The sequence below is a fragment of the Pseudomonas sp. SCA2728.1_7 genome, assembly GCF_018138145.1.
In the GTDB taxonomy this organism is placed as follows: domain Bacteria; phylum Pseudomonadota; class Gammaproteobacteria; order Pseudomonadales; family Pseudomonadaceae; genus Aquipseudomonas; species Aquipseudomonas koreensis_A.
Map to the genome: position 1 here is coordinate 1,813,013 of NZ_CP073104.1, position 20,031 is coordinate 1,833,043.

A 20,031-nucleotide genomic window follows, 5' to 3' on the forward strand; every position below is an offset into this window, starting at 1 on the left:
CTATCGCGAGCAGGCTCACTCCTACAGGGGGGCAGCATTACTGCCAGCCGAACCGGCGGATGTAGAAACCTTTCACTGCCTGGGTCAGCGCCATGTACGCCAGCAGGATCACCGGCAGGAACACGAAGTACAGCGACGGCAGCGCCTGCAATTTGAAGTAGTGCGCCAGCGGCCCCATCGGCAGGAAGATGCCGACCGCCATGATGATCCCGGTCATCACCAGCAGCGGCAGGGCTGCACGGCTTTGCAGGAACGGAATCTTCGGCGTGCGGATCATGTGCACGATCAGCGTCTGGGTCAGCAACCCGACCACGAACCAGCCGGACTGGAACAGCGTCTGGTGATCCGGGGTGTTGGCATCGAATACGTACCACATCAAGGCGAACGTGGTGATGTCAAAGATCGAACTGATCGGGCCGAAGAACAGCATGAAGCGCCCGACGTCACCCGGCTGCCAGCGTTGTGGTTTTTTCAGCATGTCCTCATCGACGTTATCGAATGGAATGGCAATCTGCGAAATGTCGTAGAGCAGGTTCTGCACCAGCAGGTGCATCGGCAACATCGGCAGGAACGGAATGAACGCACTGGCGACCAGCACCGAGAACACGTTGCCGAAGTTGGAACTGGCAGTCATCTTGATGTACTTGAGCATGTTGGCGAAGGTGCGCCGCCCTTCCAGAACGCCCTCCTCCAGCACCATCAGGCTCTTTTCCAACAGGATGATGTCGGCGGCTTCCTTGGCGATATCCACTGCGCTGTCCACGGAAATGCCGATGTCGGCAGTGCGCAGCGCTGGCGCGTCGTTGATGCCGTCACCCATGAAGCCGACCACGTGGCCATTGCCTTTGAGGATGCGCACAATGCGCTCCTTGTGCGACGGCGTCAGTTTGGCGAAGACATTGGTGGTTTCTACCGCCACCGCCAGTTCGGCATCGCTCATGCGCTCGACGTCGTTGCCCAGCAGCAAACCTTGCTGAGCGAGACCTACTTCGCGGCAGATCTTCGCCGTCACCAGTTCGTTATCGCCGGTCAGCACCTTCACTGCCACACCGTGTTCGGCCAAGGCCTTGAGCGCTGGCGCGGTGCTTTCCTTCGGTGGATCGAGGAACGCCACGTAACCAATCAGCGTCAGTTCCTGTTCATCAGCCAGGCTGTAAATCTCCCGACCTTCGGGCATCGAGCGGGCGGCCACGGCCACCACGCGCAAGCCTTCAGCGTTGAATGCTGCGGTGACCTGACGAATCCGGGTCAGCAATTCATCGCTCAAGGCTTCATCGACCTCACCGTGACGCACGCGGCTGCACACTGCCAGGACTTCTTCCACGGCGCCTTTGCAGATCAGTTGATGTGGCTGGCCACGGCCTTCGACCACCACCGACATGCGCCGACGATTGAAGTCGAACGGGATCTCATCGACCTTGCGAAACGCCGTACCGACTTTCAGTTCGCGGTGGATTTCCACGTGTTCCAGCACCGCGACATCCAGCAGATTTTTCAGACCGGTCTGGTAGTAGCTGTTGAGGTAAGCCATTTCCAGCACGTCGTCGGAATCGGCGCCCCAGACATCGACATTGCGCGCGAGGAAGATCTTGTCCTGGGTCAGCGTGCCGGTCTTGTCGGTGCACAGCACGTCCATCGCGCCGAAGTTCTGGATCGCATCAAGACGTTTGACGATGACTTTTTTCCGTGACAGAAACACCGCGCCTTTGGCCAGCGTCGAGGTGACGATCATCGGCAGCATTTCCGGGGTCAGCCCCACCGCAATCGACAACGCAAACAGCAGCGCCTCAGTCCAGTCACCCTTGGTGAAACCGTTGATGAACAGCACCAGCGGCGCCATGACGAAAATGAAACGGATCAACAGCCAGCTGACTTTATTCACGCCTTGCTGGAATGAAGTGACCGCGCGATCAGTGGCGCCGACACGCTGAGCCAGCGCACCGAAATAGGTGCTGTTGCCAGTGGTGAGAATCACCGCCACCGCTGTGCCGGACACCACGTTGGTGCCCATGAACAGGATGTTGTCCAGTTCCAGCGGATTGCGCGTGTCGCGATCAGCCTGACGCGGAAACTTCTCCACCGGCATCGATTCGCCGGTCATCGCCGCTTGGCTGACGAACAGATCCTTGGCGCTGAGCACGCGGCAATCGGCAGGAATCATGTCACCGGCCGAGAGGACGATCAGATCGCCCGGCACCAGTTGTTTAATCGGCAATTCGCTGCGCGGCGCGTCACGGCGCATCACCGTCGCGGTGTTGCTGACCATGGCTTTCAGCGCGTCGGCGGCCTGGTTGGATTTGCTTTCCTGCCAGAAGCGCAGCAGCGTCGACAGCACCACCATGGAGAAAATCACCACGGCGGCTTTGAGGTCTTCGGTCAACCACGAGATCACCGCCAACAGGGTCAGCAGCAGGTTGAACGGGTTTTTGTAGCAGTGCCACAGGTGAATCCACCATGGCAGCGGCTGCTCGTGTTCGACTTCGTTGAGGCCGTATTGCGCACGCAGCGCATCGACTTCGAAATCGGTCAGGCCATCGGAATGCGTGCCGAGTGACGACAGCAGTACACCGCTGTCGCAATGCGCGGCATCGACCAACGTGTTGGCCAGCGTGGGCGGGACTTCACGGCTGACCGTGGTGTCGTTGATCGATTCCAGCAGCGCCAGGCGACGGAAGTGCCGGGCGATGTGGCGGGTCCGCAGAAAACCTGCGAAGAATTCCTTGAGCGTAAGTTTCATGGCTGTTGCCCCTATGGTCAGCCGGGAAACCGTCAAGCAGGTACGGCCGCGCCTCGCCCGCCGGAAAAACCGGCACGGCAAGGCCTGGCGCGCCGGTCAGAAAAGACAGGCGTGTCGATAGGGCTGCGATCACGACAGTGAAGTCGAAACCACGCTCTGTTCAGCGTCGATGAGAAGGAACGTCCAGACATGGCCCAGGACGGGTCATGCACGGGATGCCGCTGCTCGCTTTTACGGCGAGACAACGACAGAGAAAGTCTGCGCGTTATCTTGCCGAGAATCTGCCGGTTACCGAGACCGGCCGACAACTGTCACTCGAACAAGTACCCACTGTGGGTCTCCGCTATTGATGAAAACGCGCGAAGCTTACGCCCCGATGTCTGGAGAGTAAACCCGCAAAAGGAGGTGTGTCGGGGAATGTGGCGGATGTTCAGGAAGGGTTCAGGATTGTGAAACTCTGGTGTTTTCGGGAGCCCCATCGCGAGCAGGCTCACTCCTACATTGGTCCTGCGTACACAGAACATTGTAGGAGTGAGCCTGCTCGCGATAGCGGTGTATCAGGCGCCGCTGATCTTAGCTGGCGGTTGCTAACAACAGATCCGCCATCGAGCGATTCCCACGGTTCTTGCCATGTTCATACAACGAACCGGCAATCTCGTCCGCGCGAATCGGCAGCACCGACAGCAGTGTGTCGCTCAGACCATGGCTGGCCTGGCAGAAGCCCTGCATGTAGAGGCCAGCCTTGCAGCGCTCGTCGGTGATCAGTTTGTAGTTGCGATCGACTTCGAAGTCACCCAGGTACTCTTCGAGCGGCGCCAGCAGTTTGCGGTGCATCTGCCGCTCGTAACCGGTGGCCAGTACCACGGCGTCGTAGTTGCGCACGGTGACTTCGCCAGTGGCGTTGTTGCGCACGGCCAGTTCGATACCGTTTTCGGTGGCGGTGGCTTTCTCGACGGTGGTCAGGGTGCGGAACGCGTGACGGGCAATCCCCGAGACCTTCTGACGATAGAAGATGCCGTAGATACGCTCGATCAGGTCGATGTCGACCACCGAGTAGTTGGTGTTGTGGTACTCGTTGACCAGACGCTCACGCTCGGCGCTGTTCTGCTGGAACACCAGATCGGTGAACTCCGGCGAGAACACTTCGTTGACGAATGGGCTGTCATCCGCCGGTTTCAGGGCCGAACCACGCAGGATCATGTCGACCTGCACCGACGGGAACGAATCGTTCAGATCGATGAAGGCTTCCGCCGCGCTCTGGCCGCCACCGATGATCGCGATGCTCATCGGCTGATTGTTCACGCACGGTTGCTTGGCCATTTGCGAGAGGTATTGCGAATGGTGGAAGACGCGGGTGTCGCCCTTCAGCGCTTTGAACGCCTCCGGGATCCGCGGGGTGCCGCCTGCGCTGACGACAACCGAACGCGTGGTACGCACAAATTGCTGACCATCGCTGCCACGGGAAATCACCCGCAGTGCTTCAACCTGATGGTTGTGCAGCACCGGCTCGATGGTCAGCACTTCTTCGCCGTAACGGCTTTGTTCGGTGAACTGCGCGGCGACCCAGCGCAGGTAGTCGTTGTACTCCATGCGGCAAGGATAAAAGGTGCCGAGGTTGATGAAGTCGACCAGACGACCGTGGTACTTCAGATAGTTGACGAAGGAATACGGACTGGTCGGATTGCGCAGGGTTACCAGATCCTTGAGGAAGGAAATCTGCAACTCGCTCTGGGTCGACAGGGTGTTGCCGTGCCAGCTGTAGTTGGCCTGCTTGTCGAGGAACAGTACATCCAGCTCGCCGTGGGTCGGCCCGCGCTCTTGCAGAGCGATAGCCAGCGCCAGGTTCGAAGGGCCGAAACCGACGCCGATCAGGTCGTGAACGATGGGCGATGCAATTGCCTGAGTCATTTCCAGTGTCCTCTGGAGGAACCCCTCAACAAGGGGCAAGGAGAGCCTAAGTGACCTGACTGGCCTTGAGCAGGACAGCAGGTCGTCTGTTGAGTAGGAACGAGGACAGTGAAATAAAATTTAACGCGGACGGTTCAATGGGCATCCCATTGCTTGATGCGCAGTCGGCAATGCTTCATGGCATTGACGATGTGCTTTTCCACCAGAGCCTTGGAAATGCCCAGCTGCTGAGCGATTTCCGGGTGTGACAGGCCTTCGATCTTGCGCAGCAGAAAACTTTCGCGACACAGCGGTGACAATTCGGCCAGCGCGCGCTGAAGCATCTCCAGGCGCTGGCCATGATCGAGGGTGCCGTGGGGCGACGGGGTGAAATAGCGCTCTTCATTATCGAGCACCTCGAGTGATTCGACCTGGCGCAAAGCGTTGCGGCGATGGTCGTCGATGACCAGATTGAGCGCGGTGCGGTAAAGAAAGGCCCGGGGTTGCTCGATCGGTGTGTCGCTGGAACGTTCCAGCACCCGCAGATAGGCGTCATGCACCACATCTTCGGCAACCTGACGGTTGCCGAGCTTGGCGTTCAGGAAACACACCAGCTCCCGATAGTAGTTTTCCAACATGACTCCCGGCCGCAAACCTGCGGGTTCTGTCCTTGAGCTCACTGAGTTACCGCTGCGCGAAACGCAGTAGCAAGATAGTGGCAACTTGAGGTGCGTAATTTATAGTAATTCTCATATAGATTTAAAGTGGTGTTTGTCGTTGACCGACAAATAGTCCTGCTCTATAGCTGTAACTTCGTGTGTCCGCAGTTAAATTCCCCTGCACTTCCATCGTTTACAGGACAGCTCCCCGTGTCTGTCGCACCTTGCGACAGCGTTCAGTGCTGCCCGAACCTGTGTGCCAGCCGAACGACGGGCCGATTTCCACTGGCCGGAACCCTGCATGAAACGTCCCCGCCCCGCCCGACGCGCCCTGCTCGTAGTCCTCTGTCTGATCCCCGTTGTTGGCTATGCCGCGTGGCAAATGATGCCGCCGGGCCGGGATAAATTCGCCACCGTGCAAGTGTCGCGCGGCGATATCGAAAGCAGCGTTACCGCGCTCGGCACCTTGCAACCACGCCGTTACGTGGACGTCGGTGCGCAGGCGTCCGGGCAGATCCGGAAAATCCATGTCGAAGTCGGCGACGTGGTCAAGGAAGGCCAACTGCTGGTGGAAATCGACCCGTCGACGCAAAGAGCCAAGCTCGACGCCGGGCGCTTCTCGATCGAAAACCTCAAGGCGCAATTGCAGGAACAACGTGCCCAGCACGAATTGGCGCAACAGAAGTATCAGCGCCAGCAGAATCTGGCGGCCGGCGGGGCAACCCGCGAGGAAGACGTGCAGACCGCCCGCGCCGAACTGAAAGCCACGCAAGCGCGCATCGACATGTTCCAGGCGCAGATCCGTCAGGCCGAAGCCAGCCTGCGCAGCGATCAGGCCGAGCTTGGCTACACACGGATCTATGCGCCCATGGCCGGCACCGTGGTCGCCCTCGATGCCCGCGAAGGCCAGACCCTCAATGCACAACAGCAGACGCCGCTGATTCTGCGTATCGCCAAGCTGTCGCCGATGACCGTTTGGGCCGAGGTTTCCGAGGCGGATATCGGCCATGTCAAACCGGGCATGACCGCTTATTTCACTACCCTCAGCGGCGGTAACCGGCGCTGGAGCAGCACCGTACGGCAAATCCTCCCGGTGCCGCCAAAACCGCTCGATCAGACCAGCCAGGGCGGTGGCAGCCCGGCCAGCAGCAGCAAAAGCGGCAGCGCCCGGGTCGTGCTATACACGGTTTTGCTCGACGTCGATAACGCCGACAACGCACTGATGGCGGAGATGACCACCCAGGTATTCTTCGTCGCCAATCAGGCCAGGGATGTCCTCACCGCCCCGGTGGCGGCCCTGCAAGGCAGCGACAAAGCCAACCAGCAGACCGCGCAGGTGGTTGCCGTCAATGGCCAGATCGAGTCCCGCGAGGTGCATACCGGTATCAGCGATCGGCTGAAGGTGCAGATTCTCGATGGCCTGAGTGAAGGTGATCACCTGCTGATCGGCCCGGCTGATGGCAACGGGGGTTAAATGCAAACGCCCCTGATCGACCTGCAGGACATTCGCAAATCCTACGGTGGCGGCGACGCGCCGGAAGTTCATGTGCTGCGTGGTATCGACCTGTCGATCCACGCCGGCGAATTCGTCGCGATTGTCGGTGCCTCCGGTTCCGGCAAATCGACGCTGATGAACATCCTTGGCTGCCTCGACCAACCGACGTCCGGCGAATACCGCTTCGCCGGGGAAAACGTCGCTGGCCTCGACAGCGACGAACTGGCGTGGCTGCGCCGCGAAGCCTTTGGTTTCGTGTTTCAGGGTTACCACCTGATTCCGTCCGGCTCGGCTCAGGAAAACGTCGAAATGCCGGCGATCTATGCCGGCACTCCGGCCGCCGAACGGCATGCCCGCGCCGCCGCCCTGCTCGACCGCCTCGGCCTGGCCTCACGCACCGGCAACCGTCCGCACCAGCTCTCCGGCGGTCAGCAACAACGGGTGTCGATTGCCCGCGCCTTGATGAACGGCGGCCACATCATTCTTGCCGATGAGCCAACCGGCGCCCTCGACAGCCACAGCGGCAAAGAGGTCATGGCGCTGCTCGACGAACTGGCCAGTCAGGGCCATGTGGTGATCCTCATCACCCACGATCGCGAAGTGGCGGCGCGCGCCAAACGCATCATCGAAATCAGCGACGGCCTGATCATCAGCGACAGCGCCACAGACAACCCCGAAGCCCAGACCAGCGCCAACCCCGGCGCCTTGCAAGCGGTCGACTTGCGCAAGCGTCTGAGCGAAGGCGCCGAAGCCACCGGCGCGTGGAAAGGCGAGCTGGTGGATGCCTTGCACGCGGCGTGGCGCGTGATGTGGATCAACCGCTTCCGCACGGCGCTGACCCTGCTCGGCATCATCATCGGCGTGGCCTCAGTAGTGGTGATGCTCGCAGTCGGCGAAGGCAGCAAGCGTCAGGTCATGGCGCAAATGGGCGCGTTCGGCTCCAACATTCTTTATCTCAGCGGCTCGGCACCGAACCCGCGCACACCGGCAGGGATCATCACGCTGGACGATGTCCGCGCGGTGGCGAGCCTGCCGCAAGTGCAGCGGATCATGCCGGTCATCGGCGCCGAAGCCGGCGTGCGCTACGGCAATGTCGACCACTTGAGTTACGTCGGCGGCAATGACACCAACTTCCCGGCCATCTTCAACTGGCCGGTGGTTCAGGGCAGCTACTTCACCGAGAAAGACGAACAGAATGCCTCGGCCGTGGCCGTGATCGGCCACAAGGTCCGCAACAAATTGCTCAAGGACGTCGCCAACCCGATCGGCCAATACATCCTGATCGAAAACGTCCCCTTCCAGGTCGTCGGCGTCTTGGCGGAAAAAGGCGCCAGCTCCGGCGATTCCGACAGTGACGACCGCATCGCCGTGCCTTACTCGGCAGCCAGCGTGCGCCTGTTCGGCACCCGTGATCCTGAATACGTAGCGATTGCCGCTGCCGATGCGCGCAAGGTCAAGCAAGCCGAGCACGCCATCGAACAACTGATGCTGCGCCTGCACAACGGCAAGAAGGACTTCGAGCTGACCAACAACGCCGCCATGATCCAGGCCGAAGCGCGCACGCAGAACACCCTGTCGCTGATGCTCGGTTCGATTGCCGCGATTTCGCTGCTGGTCGGCGGCATCGGCGTGATGAACATCATGCTGATGACCGTGCGCGAGCGTACCCGCGAAATCGGTATCCGCATGGCCACCGGTGCGCGTCAGCGCGATATTCTGCGCCAGTTCCTCACCGAAGCCGTGATGCTCTCGGTGGTCGGCGGCATCGCCGGGATCGCCCTGGCGCTGATCGTCGGCGGTGTATTGATCCTCAGCGAAGTCGCCGTGGCATTTTCGTTGATCGCGGTGCTCGGCGCCTTCGGCTGCGCCCTTGTGACCGGTGTTGTCTTCGGCTTCATGCCGGCCCGCAAAGCTGCCCGGCTCGACCCGGTCACGGCCCTTACCAGTGAATGATCGACCTATGAAACCGCGCCTCAGTTTATTGACCGTGTGCCTGATCCTCAGTGCCTGCGGCAGTCCCGTGCAACGTCCGGACAGTGGCGTGCAAGCGCCTGCTGCCTGGCAATCGCCGCACCACGCGAGCATCACTCGCAACAACCCGCAGTGGTGGACCCGGTTCGGCAGCCCGCAACTGGATCGCCTGATAGAACAGGCGCGCGTCGGCAGCTTCGATCTTGCCGCTGCGGTGGCCCGAGTGCGCCAAGCGCAGGCCAGTACAGTGATTGCCGGCGGCTCGTTGCTTCCAGAGGTCAAGGCCGGGCTCAATGCCAATCGGCAGAAACTGTTGCGCGGCAATGGCTACAGCCAGCTGGATGCCGACAGCAGCAACAAGGCTGTGGACTACTTCGATGCCAGTTTGAGCGCCACCTATGAAATCGATTTCTGGGGCGGCAAACGCGCTTCCCGCGACAGTGCGCAATTCACCTTGCAGGCCAGCGAGTTCGATCGGGCAACCGTCGAACTGACGCTGCTCAGCAGCGTCGCCAGCACTTATGCGCAAACCTTGTCATTGCGCGAGCAGAGCCGCATCGCCGAACTGAACCTGGCCAACGCACAGAGCGTGTTGAAACTGGTGCAGACGCGTTTTGATTCGGGTTCGGCCACCGCACTGGAACTGGCGCAGCAGAAAAGCCTGGTCGCGGCCCAGCAACGGCAATTGCCGCTGGTGCAACAACAGGCGCAGGAAGCCTTGATCAGCCTCGCCGCCCTGCTCGGCCAACCGGTACAGCAGTTGGCGGCCAACCAGGAATCATTCGATCGCCTGCAATGGCCGGGGATTGCCAGTGGCGTGCCCAGCGATTTGCTCACCCGCCGCCCCGACATCGCCCGCGCTGAAGCGCAACTGGCCGCCGCCCGGGCCGACGTCAAAGTCGCCCGCGCCGCCATGCTGCCCGCCGTCACCCTGACGGCGCAGATAGGCTCGGGGGCCAACCAGTTCGACGACTTGATCCGCAGCCCCTTCTACAACCTGACTGCCGGACTGCTCGCGCCGGTCTTCAACAACGGCCGCCTGAGCGCTGAGCGCGACAAGGCCACGGCGCGTCAGGAGGAACTGCTGCAGAGTTATCGCGGCGCGATCATCAACGGTTTTGCCGACGTCGAAAAAGCCCTCAACAGCATTCGCGGCCTCGATGAACAACGCCAGTGGCAGAGCGAAGAACTGAATCAGGCGCAGACCGCGTTCAACATTGCCCAAAGCCGCTATCAGGCGGGCGCCGAAGATTTGCTGACCGTGCTGGAAACCCAACGCACGCTGTATGCGGCGCAGGACCTGAACGTGCAACTGCGGCTGTCGCGGATGCAGGCGAGCATTGCCTTGTACAAGGCGCTTGGGGGTGGGTGGCAGGCTTTGTAATTGCGCAGCCTGTCAGGCCGCTTTCGCGAGCAGGCTCGCTCCCACATTTGACCGAGTTCCTTCAGTAGGTATGAGATCCGATGTGGGAGCGAGCCTGCTCGCGAAGAACGATGACGCGGTCTCAAGCCGAAGTTTGTTTCGGCTTGAGATTGCGCGCATACCACGGTCGCTGCGGCACGCGGCGGAACAGATTGGCGAGTTTCTGTTCGTCTTCGCCGAAGGTGATGCGCAGCGCCAGTTTCATGGTTTCCGGATCCATCTCCACTGATCTTCCCACCTGCAAACCCGGCGTGGTGCTGCAACCGTGGGTGTCCGGCCCCAGCCACGGATCCGCGACTTCGACCCAGCGACCTGGGGCAAACCACTTGACGCCGTTAACCTCAAGGCGCGTGACCTGACCGGGATGGAAGCGCTCGTGCGCCCGATACCAATCCTCGACACGATCATCGATCCAGCCATGGAAATGCCAGAACACCGGATTCACATGGGAAGAGAACGGGTCGCCGAGAAAGTCGTTTTCCGGGGCGAACCAGCGCGCGGCGAAGTCGTCGAGATCCCGCGCCATAGGTACCGGCTGACCGTTGGAAGGGTCGCGCGGCACCGACGCCCAGCGCATGTGCAGCCAGTCGTGCAGACCGAGTTCCACTTCCGAGCCGAACTGGCCCAACGTCAATTTCGACAGATATTGCGGATCACGGTACTGCGATTCCCAGACTTCAAAATTGCTTTGATAGGTCTCGGCGGTTTTCAGATCGCTGACCCACTGGGTGTATTCATCATCTTCGGCCGCCAGCCAGGTTGGCGGCAGCGCCGTGCCATCGTGGTTGTCGAAGTAGCGCGCGAAGCCCTGGCGATCGCGGATCAGCTCCGGTTGCGGCAATGGGAAGAACTGCCACGACGGCAGATCCATCATCGAGCGCGCCGTGCCGAGCATGTGCCGGTGCATGAAAAAGAAATCGATGCCGGAGCCGTTGCGATCCTTGTGCACACCGCGGGCGTCGCGCTCCTTGTCACGCGGACCAGGCTGCCAGCCCAAGCCGCGTAACGCGTTGCGCTTGTCCTCGGACAGGGTGTGCCACTTGTCACGGGTGGCGTGCCAGACCTGATGGAACAGGCGATGTTCGGGCGAAACTAACCACGCCAGCAATGGCTCGTTGAGTGGCGTGCGTTGGCGGGCTTCAGGGAACAGGCATTTGACCGCGATAAAGCGATTGTCCTGAGCGGGCAAGGCCAACGGGCGATCAAGGCGCTGCACCGTGCCACTGAGGGTGCCGCTGCCGGCATTGCCGAAGTCAGCCCAGACTTCATCGAGGATCATGTTCAGTTCGTAATCGACGCGACCGTCCGTACCGAGCAGACGCCAGCTCAGTTTCGAAGCCTCGGCCCCGGCCAGATCGCCGAGAATTCGGTAACGAGGTGTTTCGTCACTGCGCAAACGCTCGGCGGTGTCGAGAAAGCCGTTCACGCCCCGGCCCTTCTGACCGATGTCGACAAACACTTCCAGCCCTTCAGCCGGCAAGCCATCGAGGCCGGCGTCAATGCCGGTAAATCGAATTTTCCAGACCCCGCGCAAGGCGTTGGCCAAGCGCTGCCCGGCCACGTCAGCGACATCGAAAGACGCCTCACCCGGAGTAATCGTCGGGTCAGGCTTCGTCCATTCACGGTGCCCGAAATAAGCCGCAGGCACGGCAGCGCCAGTCAACGCCAGGCCTGCCATGAACCATCGTCGAGAAATCCTCATTGCCCTACCTGTGTCAGCCATGAAGCAGGCTTTATCCAAGCTAGAACGTTTGCTGCGCGGGTAAATTTATGGGGGTTGCGATCTTTTAACCCGGCGACCTAAATTCCACGGCCATTCACTCGTTCTTCCCAGATAGCAAAGGCCTCTGCGCCTGCACCTCGACGGCGAACCTGACTGAGATGGCAATGACAAAACCACGTTCGAAAAAGGCTCTTTTCATTGGCCTGCCGCTGGCTCTGGCGATCAGTGCCGGCGCTGCTTTCGCGGTCTGGGATATCTGGTTCAAGGACAATCCCGGCTATCCGCACAAGGTCATGCAGCAGGCCGAAGCGCTGCACGAACACATGCTCTCGTTCGACAGTCACATCACCGTCACCCAGGATTTCGGCACCACCGGTAACGAAGTCGACAAGGACGGCAGTGGCCAGTTCGATCTGGTCAAAGCCAACCGTGGTCGCCTGTCCGGTGCGGCGCTGACGATTTTCGGCTGGCCGGAAATCTGGAACGGTGCCAACGCGCCACACAAACCTACCGCCGGTTTCGTCGACGAAGCACGCAATCAGCAGGAAATCCGCTACAAGATCATTTCCGGCATGGTCCGCGACTTTCCCAACCAGGTCGGGATCGCCTACACCCCTGCCGATTTCCGCCGCCTGCACGGCGAAGGCAAGTTTGCGATTTTCATCAGCATGCTCAACGCCTACCCGCTCGGCCACGACCTCAACCTGCTGGATCTGTGGACGGCGCGGGGTATGCGCATGTTTGGCTTCAGCTACATCGGCAACAACGACTGGGCTGACTCGTCGCGGCCGCTGCCGTTTTTCAATGATTCGCCGGACGCCCTCGATGGCCTGTCGGATCTGGGCAAGCAAGCGGTCAAACGCCTCAACGACCTGGGCGTGATCATTGATGTCTCGCAGATGTCGACCAAGGCCCTGGAGCAGGTCGCGCAACTGAGCCGCACACCGTTGGTGGCGTCGCACTCGGCACCACGGGCGATGGTGGACATCCCGCGCAACCTCAGCGACAAGGAATTGCAGCTGATCAAGAACAGCGGTGGCGTGGTGCAGATCGTCGGTTTCTCGCAGTACCTGCGCCCGCTGACCCAAGGCACCCAGGACAAGCTCAACGAACTGCGCAAACGCTACGACCTGCCGCCGCTGCCAAACCTGGCCATGGCGCTGATGCCGGGCGACCCGATTATCGCCGCATGGTCCGAGCAGAAGTTCGGCGAGTACGCCGGCCAGCTCTACGCCATCCTCGAAGAGGAACCGAAAGCCAGCCTCAAGGACTTGGGCGACGCCATCGATTACACGGTGCGCAAGATCGGCATCGACCACGTCGGCATCAGCTCGGACTTCAACGAAGGGGGCGGCGTCAAAGGCTGGGAGAACGTCGGCGAAATCCGCAACGTCACCGCTGAACTGATTTCACGCGGCTACTCCGAAGCCGACATCGCCAAGCTCTGGGGCGGCAACTTTCTGCGCGTCTGGGATCAGGTCGAGAAATCTGCCAAACCGGCGCTGGCCACTGCTCGTGATGCGGTCAAGCCATGAGCAACCGTCGTGACTTCTTGAAGCAGGCCGGGATTCTCGCGGCGGCACTGCCATTGGGTGCGAGCCTGCCAAACGTCGCCGCCGCCGCGCCCGCAGCGCCCGCGACAACACTGCCGCGCGACAAGTGGGGGCAGTTGCAGCAGTTGTTCAATCAGGATCCTGACTACCTGCACTTTTCCAACTTCCTGATCACCACCCACCCGAGACCGGTGCGCGAGGCGATTGAAATGCACCGCGCCGCCCTCGATAAAAACCCCGGGCTGGCGATGGACTGGGACGTCGGTGTGATCGAACAGCGCGAACACGATGTACGCGTCTGGGCCGGCCAATACCTGCAAGCCGATGCCAGGCAAATCGCCCTGACCGGCAGCACCACCGAAGGTCTGACGATGATTTATGGCGGTGTGCACGTGCGCGCCGATCAGGAAATCCTCACCACCGAACACGAGCATTACGCCACCCACACGATTCTGGAACTGCGCAGCGAACGCGAAGGCACCAAGGTGCGCAAGATTCGCCTGTTCGACGACCCGCAAAAGATCAGTGAAAAAGAATTGCTGGCCAACATCGACCGCAGCATCCGCCCGGAAACCCGCGTACTCGGCATGTGCTGGGTGCATTCGGGCAGTGGCGTGAAACTGCCGCTCGGCGCCATCGGCGCGCTGGTCGACAAACACAACCGCGGCCGCAGCGATGGCGACCGGATCATCTACGTGGTCGACGGTGTGCACGGTTTTGGCGTCGAGGACCTGAGTTTCCCGGCGATGAATTGCGACTTCTTTATCGCTGGCACGCACAAATGGATGTTCGGCCCGCGCGGCACCGGCATCGTGTGCAGCCGCACGCCGGAAGTGAAATACGTCACGCCGATCATCCCGACGTTCTCCGAGGCCGAGCACTTTTCCACGACGATGACACCGGGCGGTTATCACGCCTTCGAACACCGCTGGGCGCTGACCGAGGCGTTCAAGTTGCACCTGCAATTGGGCAAAGCCGAGGTGCAGGCGCGCATCCATGAACTCAATAGCTACCTGAAAAAACGCCTGCTGCAACGCCCACAGATCGAACTGGTGACGCCGTTGAGTGCGGAGTTTTCTGCCGGATTCACCTTCTTCCGGGTCAAGGGCAAGGACAGCGACAAGATCGCCGCGCACCTGATGGCCAACCGCGTGGTTGCCGATGCCGTGACCCGTGATGTCGGCCCGGTGATCCGCACCGCCCCCGGTTTGCTCAACAGCGAAGCGCAGATCGACCGCCTGCTGGACATCCTCGACCAGGCCCTGTGAAGCCGATCCTTTTTTCCTTTTAGCGAGACGCGAAATGAACAGTGAGTTACCTCGTTTTTCCTTGAAAGTCCTGCCTGCCCTGGTGCTCGCCGCCCTCGCCGCCGGCCTGTTGCCGAGCGCCGCTCAGGCCGCAACACCACCCGCGCCAGGCAAAGTGTTCAAAGACTGCAAGGATTGCCCGGAAATGGTCGTGCTACCGACCGGCACCTTCACCATGGGCACCCCGGAAGACGAAGTCGGCCGCGAGCCTGACGAAGGCCCGATGCACCCGGTGACGTTCGCCAAACCCTTGGCCATCAGCCGTTTTCAAGTGCTCAAGGGCGAATGGTTCGCCTTCCTCAAAGACACCGGCTACCAGATGCCTGACGGCGATGACCGCCCGGGTCGTGCCTGCAAGGCCGGGATCCCGGACTACCAGGGCAGTGATCCGCGCAAGCAATACACCGACCGCCACCCGGCCGTGTGCATGGACTTTGCCGAGGTCAACGCCTATGTCGCGTGGCTGTCGAAAAAGACCGGCAAGCAATACCGCCTGGTCAGCGAATCCCTGCGCGAATACGCCGCCCGTGGCGGCACCAGCGGCCCGTTTCCTTTCCCGTTCGATGAAGGCAAGGAATACAGCATCGCCAAACACGCCAACACCTATGGTGCTGCCGATGGCTACAACTTCACCGCCCCGGCTGGCAGCTTCGCGCCGAACGCCTTTGGCGTGTACGACATGCACGGCAACGTCTACGAATGGACAGCCGACTGCTACAACGAAAACTACGTCGGCGCACCGAGCGATGGCAGTGCCTGGCTGACCGGCAAGTGTGAATTCAAGCGCATCCGTGGCAACGATTGGGGTGAGGCTCCGGTGTTTTCTCGCTCCGGCAACCGCAATGCACTGGTGCCCGGCGATCGCGGCGACTGGATCGGCTTCCGGGTTGCCCGCGATCTGTAACGACCACGCCGCTTAAATTAACCCCCCCTCCAGTCGTTTTACAGGTGGGCGCGCTCCAAAGCGACGCGCCCCCGCCCTCAACGTCACCCAGGTGAAGGCCGCCACCGATGCCGGCCTTCGTCGTTCTTACAAGCAGGGAACCTCCATGAGCAAACCAACACGCGGGGTGATCAATGAATTGTTCACCCTGCTCAAACCCTTTCGTCTGATTGTTGCCGGCTCGATCCTGCTGGGCATGGTCGGTGGCCTCAGCGTTACCGTGCTGCTGGCGACGATCAACAATGTCCTGCATGCCGAGGGCGGCCTGACCAACACCGTGGTCGCCGCGTTCGCCGGGTTGTGCCTGCTGGCACTGGTCAGTTCGATTTTTTCCGATATCGGTACCAACTACGTCGGCCAGAAAATCATTGCCAAGCTGCGCAAGGAGCTGGGTGAAAAGGTCCTCTCGGCGCCGATCGAACAGATCGAACGCTATCGCAGCCATCGGCTGATTCCGGTGCTGACCCACGATGTCGACACCATCAGCGATTTCGCCTTTGCGTTCGCGCCGCTGGCTATTTCCCTGACCGTGACACTGGGCTGCATGGGCTATCTGGCGATGCTGTCGTGGCCGATGTTTCTGATGATGGTCGTGGCGATCATTATCGGCACCGTTGTTCAGTACATCGCTCGCGGCCACGGCATCAAGGGGTTCATGGAGGCTCGCGATTCCGAAGACGAACTGCAAAAGCACTACAACGCGATTGCCGAAGGCGCCAAAGAGTTGCGCATTCATCGCCCGCGCCGGCACCGCATGTTCGTCTCGGGTATCGAGCACACCGCCGACAAGATCTGCGACACGCAGATTCGCTCGGTGAACATTTTCGTGGTCGCGAAAACCTTCGGTTCGATGCTGTTTTTTGTGGTGATCGGTTTGGCGCTGGCCCTGCAGTCACTCTGGCCGAGCACTGACAAAGCGGTGATGAGCGGCTTCGTGCTGGTGTTGCTGTACATGAAAGGACCGCTGGAGCATCTGATCGGCACGCTGCCGATTGTCAGCCGCGCGCAGATCGCCTTCCGCCGTATTGCCGAATTGTCGGAGCAGTTCTCCTCGCCAGAGCCGCACCTGCTGCTCAGCGATCAGGGCAACCGCAAAACCCCGGTGCACAGCCTGGAACTGACCGACGTCGCCTACAGCTTCCCGGCCGTCGAAGGCGCCACGCCATTCCGCCTGGGGCCGGTGAACCTGAAGATCGATCAGGGCGACATCATTTTCATCGTCGGCGAAAACGGTTGCGGCAAGACCACCCTGATCAAGTTGCTGCTGGGACTTTACGCGCCGCAGCAGGGTGAAATCCGCCTCAACGAGCAAGTGGTCACCGCCCTCACCCGCGACGACTACCGACAATTGTTCACGACGATTTTCGCCGACTACTACCTGTTCGACGACGTGGTGCAGGGCGACACGCATATTCCCGAAGACGCCAACCAGTACCTGCAACGCCTGGAGATCGCGCACAAGGTCAGCGTGCGTGACGGCTCGTTCACCACCACCGATCTGTCGACCGGTCAGCGCAAGCGTCTGGCATTGGTCAATGCGTGGCTGGAGGAACGTCCGGTACTGGTCTTCGACGAGTGGGCCGCCGATCAGGACCCGACCTTCAGAAGAATTTTCTACACCGAACTGCTGCCCGACCTGAAGCGTCTGGGCAAAACCATCATCGTCATTTCCCACGATGACCGCTATTTCGACATTGCCGACCAGTTGGTGCGCATGGAAGCAGGAAAAGTCATTACGGAACTGCAAACGGCGTAAATAGCCACGATTCTCATTCTGGTTTTATGAGCCTCGTGCGTCTAATTAAGAATCGATAACAACTACAACCCAATTAAAACCTGCAAGAGTGAAACACGATGCCAGCAATTCCGGGGATTCCACGTTTTACCAAGGCGCTGATCATGCGTCGCATGTTGCAACCGGGCTTCAGTGCCACTGCTTTCAGCATGGCCCTTGCCTTGCCGTTCAGCGCGCATGTTCAGGCTGAAGAAGTCAGTTTCAATATTCCTGCGCAATCGCTGGCAAGTGCACTGCAGGCGTTGGGCACGCAATCGAACATGCAGGTGCTGTACAGCGCCGATGACGTGCAGGGCTTGCGCAGCCAGCCGGTCAGCGGCCGGTTGTCGCCGTCGCAGGCGCTGTCGCAGATGCTGGTGGGGACCGGCGTCATGTTCACCGTACAAGGCAACACCGTCACCGTGCGCGCCCGATCTTCCGGTAACTCGCTGGAACTGGGTGCGACCAACATCAATGGCAAAGCCGTGGAATCCGCTTACGGCCCGGTCGATGGTTACGTCGCGACCCGCAGTGCCACCGGCACCAAGACTGACACGCCGATTCTCGAAATTCCGCAAACCATCAACGTCGTCACCGCCGAACAAGTACAGACCCAGGGTGCACGCAACCTGACCCAGGCCCTGCGCTACACGCCCGGCCTGAACGTCGGTGGCTTCACCGACCGCAACGCCATCGCCGACGAAATCACCAGCCGTGGCTTCGCGCCGACCCCGCTGTACCTCGACGGCGCCTACCTGCCGTACGCCGGTAGCCTGGGCGGTGCTCCGCAGATCGACCCGTACACCCTCGAGCGTATCGAAGTGCTCAAGGGCCCGTCGTCGGTGCTCTACGGTCAGAACCAGCCGGGCGGCATCATCAACATGGTCTCCAAGCGTCCGACCACCGAGCAGCGCAGCCAGGTCAAACTGGGCGCCGGCAGCTACGACCGGGTCAATGGCGCATTCGACACCAGCGGCCCGATCGACGATCAGAAAGAGTTCACCTACCGCGTCATCGGCGTTGGCAAGAAAGGCGGCCAACAGGTCGATCACACGCACAGCGAGCGCATGTTGCTGGCGCCCAGCCTGACCTGGACACCCAACGACGACACTTCCCTGACCCTGCTCGCACAGATCCAGCGTGACGACGGCCTGGAAGACTATCAGGCGCTGCCGATGATCGGCTCGCTCAAGCGCGGCCCGAACGGCGAGCGCATCGACCGCGAGTTCTTCTCCGGCGACACCAAATACAACGACTACAAGCGTGACCAATACGTCTTCGGCTACGACTTCACGCACAATTTCACCGAAGATCTGAAGTACCGCTCCACCGCGCGCTACACCGACGTACGCGATGACTACAAGGGTTTCTACCTGCGCAGCTTCGTCACCGATGACGCCGGCGTGACCGATTACACCCGCGCCAATCGGGTCAAGCTGAACTGGAAACAGCACAACACCGCGTACACCGTCGATAACAACCTGGAATACAAATTCAACACCGGTGCGCTGGAACACACCACGTTGATGGGCGTCGACTATCGCCATTTCAACCGCAAGTACGACGGCTACAACGCCTATAACGTGTTGCCGATCAACCTGTATGGCGAAAACAACAATTACGACACCAGCAGCGTCACGCCACAACTGGACACCAAGTGGGACAACACCATTCGCCAGACCGGTGTGTACCTGCAAGACCAGATCAAACTGGACAAGTGGATCCTGACCATCGGTGGCCGCCAGGACTGGGCCGAAGTGGAAAACAAGGACCTGCTGGCGCGCACTGTCGAAGAGAAGCGTGACCACAAGTTCACCAGCCGCGTGGGCCTGACGTACGTCACCGACTTCGGCCTCGCGCCGTACGTCAGCTACTCCGAATCGTTCCTGCCAACCCTCGGCACCGCAGCACCTGAACGCGGTGGCAAGGGCTTCGAGCCGACCGAAGGCCAGCAGTACGAAGTGGGTGTGAAATACCAGCCGTTCGACCAGACCCTGATCACCGCCTCGGTGTTCCAGATCAAGCAGAAGAACGTGCTGACCGGCGACACCGATTACCCGCAGTACCAGGCCCAGACGGGTGAAGTACGTTCGCGCGGCGTCGAACTGGAAGTCAAATCGACCTTCGACAACATCGACGTGATGGCTGCCGCCAGCTACCTCGACTCGTTCTACACCAAAGACACCTGGGGCAACAAAGACAACCGCAGCGAAGCTCAGGCGCCGGTCTCGGCACTGGTCTGGGCCAACTACCACTTCACCCAGGCGTCGCTCAACGGCCTGACCTTTGGTGCCGGCGCACGCTACACCGGGCGCAAGCCGGGGGATGCGGCCAACTCGTTCGACGTGCCGTCCTACGTTGTCTACGACACCACCGTCAGCTACGACATGGGCAAACTGTCGCCTAGTCTGCGCGGTGTGCAAACCAGCCTGAACGTGCAGAACATCTTTGACCGTGAGTACATCTCGGACTGCAACTACTCGTTCGGTTGCTACTACGGCCAGGAGCGCGTTGCATCGGTTGAAGTGTCTTACGACTGGTAAGCCACCCCACCGACTA

Annotated in this window: 12 protein-coding genes; 8 read left to right on the forward strand and 4 right to left on the reverse strand. The window is 60.7% G+C overall.

Features of this window, described 5'->3' with window-relative positions:
• Positions 1-37: 37 nt before the first annotated feature.
• The 3 genes from mgtA to KBP52_RS08130 all read right to left on the reverse strand — a co-directional run bounded on the left by mgtA (position 38) and on the right by KBP52_RS08130 (position 5,262).
• Positions 38-2,737 (reverse strand): magnesium-translocating P-type ATPase, encoded by a 2,700-nt coding sequence (gene mgtA / locus KBP52_RS08120; RefSeq protein ID WP_212622571.1) that lies wholly within the window; start codon positions 2,735-2,737, stop codon positions 38-40.
• 573 nt (positions 2,738-3,310) lie between these two features.
• Positions 3,311-4,645, reverse strand: a complete 1,335-nt coding sequence (locus tag KBP52_RS08125; RefSeq protein ID WP_212622572.1) for a SidA/IucD/PvdA family monooxygenase — start codon at positions 4,643-4,645, stop codon at positions 3,311-3,313.
• 134 nt (positions 4,646-4,779) lie between these two features.
• The gene (locus KBP52_RS08130; protein WP_116030988.1) at positions 4,780-5,262 is read right to left on the reverse strand and encodes a sigma-70 family RNA polymerase sigma factor; all 483 of its coding nucleotides are present in this window, start codon (positions 5,260-5,262) and stop codon (positions 4,780-4,782) included.
• 322 nt (positions 5,263-5,584) lie between these two features.
• On the opposite strand from KBP52_RS08130, the gene KBP52_RS08135 reads away from it, so the two are divergent.
• From KBP52_RS08135 to KBP52_RS08145, 3 genes are read left to right on the forward strand one after another with little or no spacing between them, the layout of a single operon-like run.
• Positions 5,585-6,757: an efflux RND transporter periplasmic adaptor subunit gene (locus KBP52_RS08135; protein WP_212622573.1), complete on the forward strand. Its 1,173-nt coding sequence runs from the start codon at positions 5,585-5,587 to the stop codon at positions 6,755-6,757.
• Positions 6,758-8,731, forward strand: a complete 1,974-nt coding sequence (locus tag KBP52_RS08140) for a MacB family efflux pump subunit (protein ID WP_212622574.1) — start codon at positions 6,758-6,760, stop codon at positions 8,729-8,731.
• A gap of 7 nt (positions 8,732-8,738) precedes the next feature.
• On the forward strand, positions 8,739-10,133 hold the full coding sequence (locus KBP52_RS08145) for an efflux transporter outer membrane subunit (protein WP_212622575.1): 1,395 nt from the start codon (positions 8,739-8,741) through the stop codon (positions 10,131-10,133).
• Between the two features lie 121 nt (positions 10,134-10,254).
• On the opposite strand, the gene KBP52_RS08150 is transcribed toward KBP52_RS08145, so the two are convergent.
• Complete coding sequence (locus KBP52_RS08150) at positions 10,255-11,874, reverse strand: PvdJ/PvdD/PvdP-like protein (protein WP_212622576.1); 1,620 nt, start codon at positions 11,872-11,874, stop codon at positions 10,255-10,257.
• A 185-nt stretch (positions 11,875-12,059) separates the two neighbouring features.
• Between KBP52_RS08150 and pvdM the strand changes: the two genes are divergently transcribed.
• From pvdM to KBP52_RS08175, 5 genes are all read left to right on the forward strand, one after another.
• A complete protein-coding gene (pvdM, locus tag KBP52_RS08155; protein WP_122597559.1) occupies positions 12,060-13,430 on the forward strand; it encodes a pyoverdine-tailoring dipeptidase-like protein PvdM in 1,371 nt (456 codons plus the stop codon).
• Positions 13,427-14,716, forward strand: a complete 1,290-nt coding sequence (locus KBP52_RS08160) for an aminotransferase class V-fold PLP-dependent enzyme (RefSeq protein WP_212622577.1) — start codon at positions 13,427-13,429, stop codon at positions 14,714-14,716. The genes pvdM and KBP52_RS08160 overlap by 4 nt, the downstream gene beginning before the upstream one ends.
• A gap of 34 nt (positions 14,717-14,750) precedes the next feature.
• Positions 14,751-15,659, forward strand: coding sequence for a formylglycine-generating enzyme family protein (locus KBP52_RS08165; RefSeq protein WP_077571887.1), 909 nt, complete (start codon positions 14,751-14,753; stop codon positions 15,657-15,659).
• Between the two features lie 145 nt (positions 15,660-15,804).
• On the forward strand, positions 15,805-17,454 hold the full coding sequence (locus KBP52_RS08170) for a cyclic peptide export ABC transporter (RefSeq protein ID WP_116030974.1): 1,650 nt from the start codon (positions 15,805-15,807) through the stop codon (positions 17,452-17,454).
• A 98-nt stretch (positions 17,455-17,552) separates the two neighbouring features.
• A complete protein-coding gene (locus KBP52_RS08175; RefSeq protein WP_077571885.1) occupies positions 17,553-20,015 on the forward strand; it encodes a TonB-dependent siderophore receptor in 2,463 nt (820 codons plus the stop codon).
• Positions 20,016-20,031 lie beyond the last annotated feature (16 nt).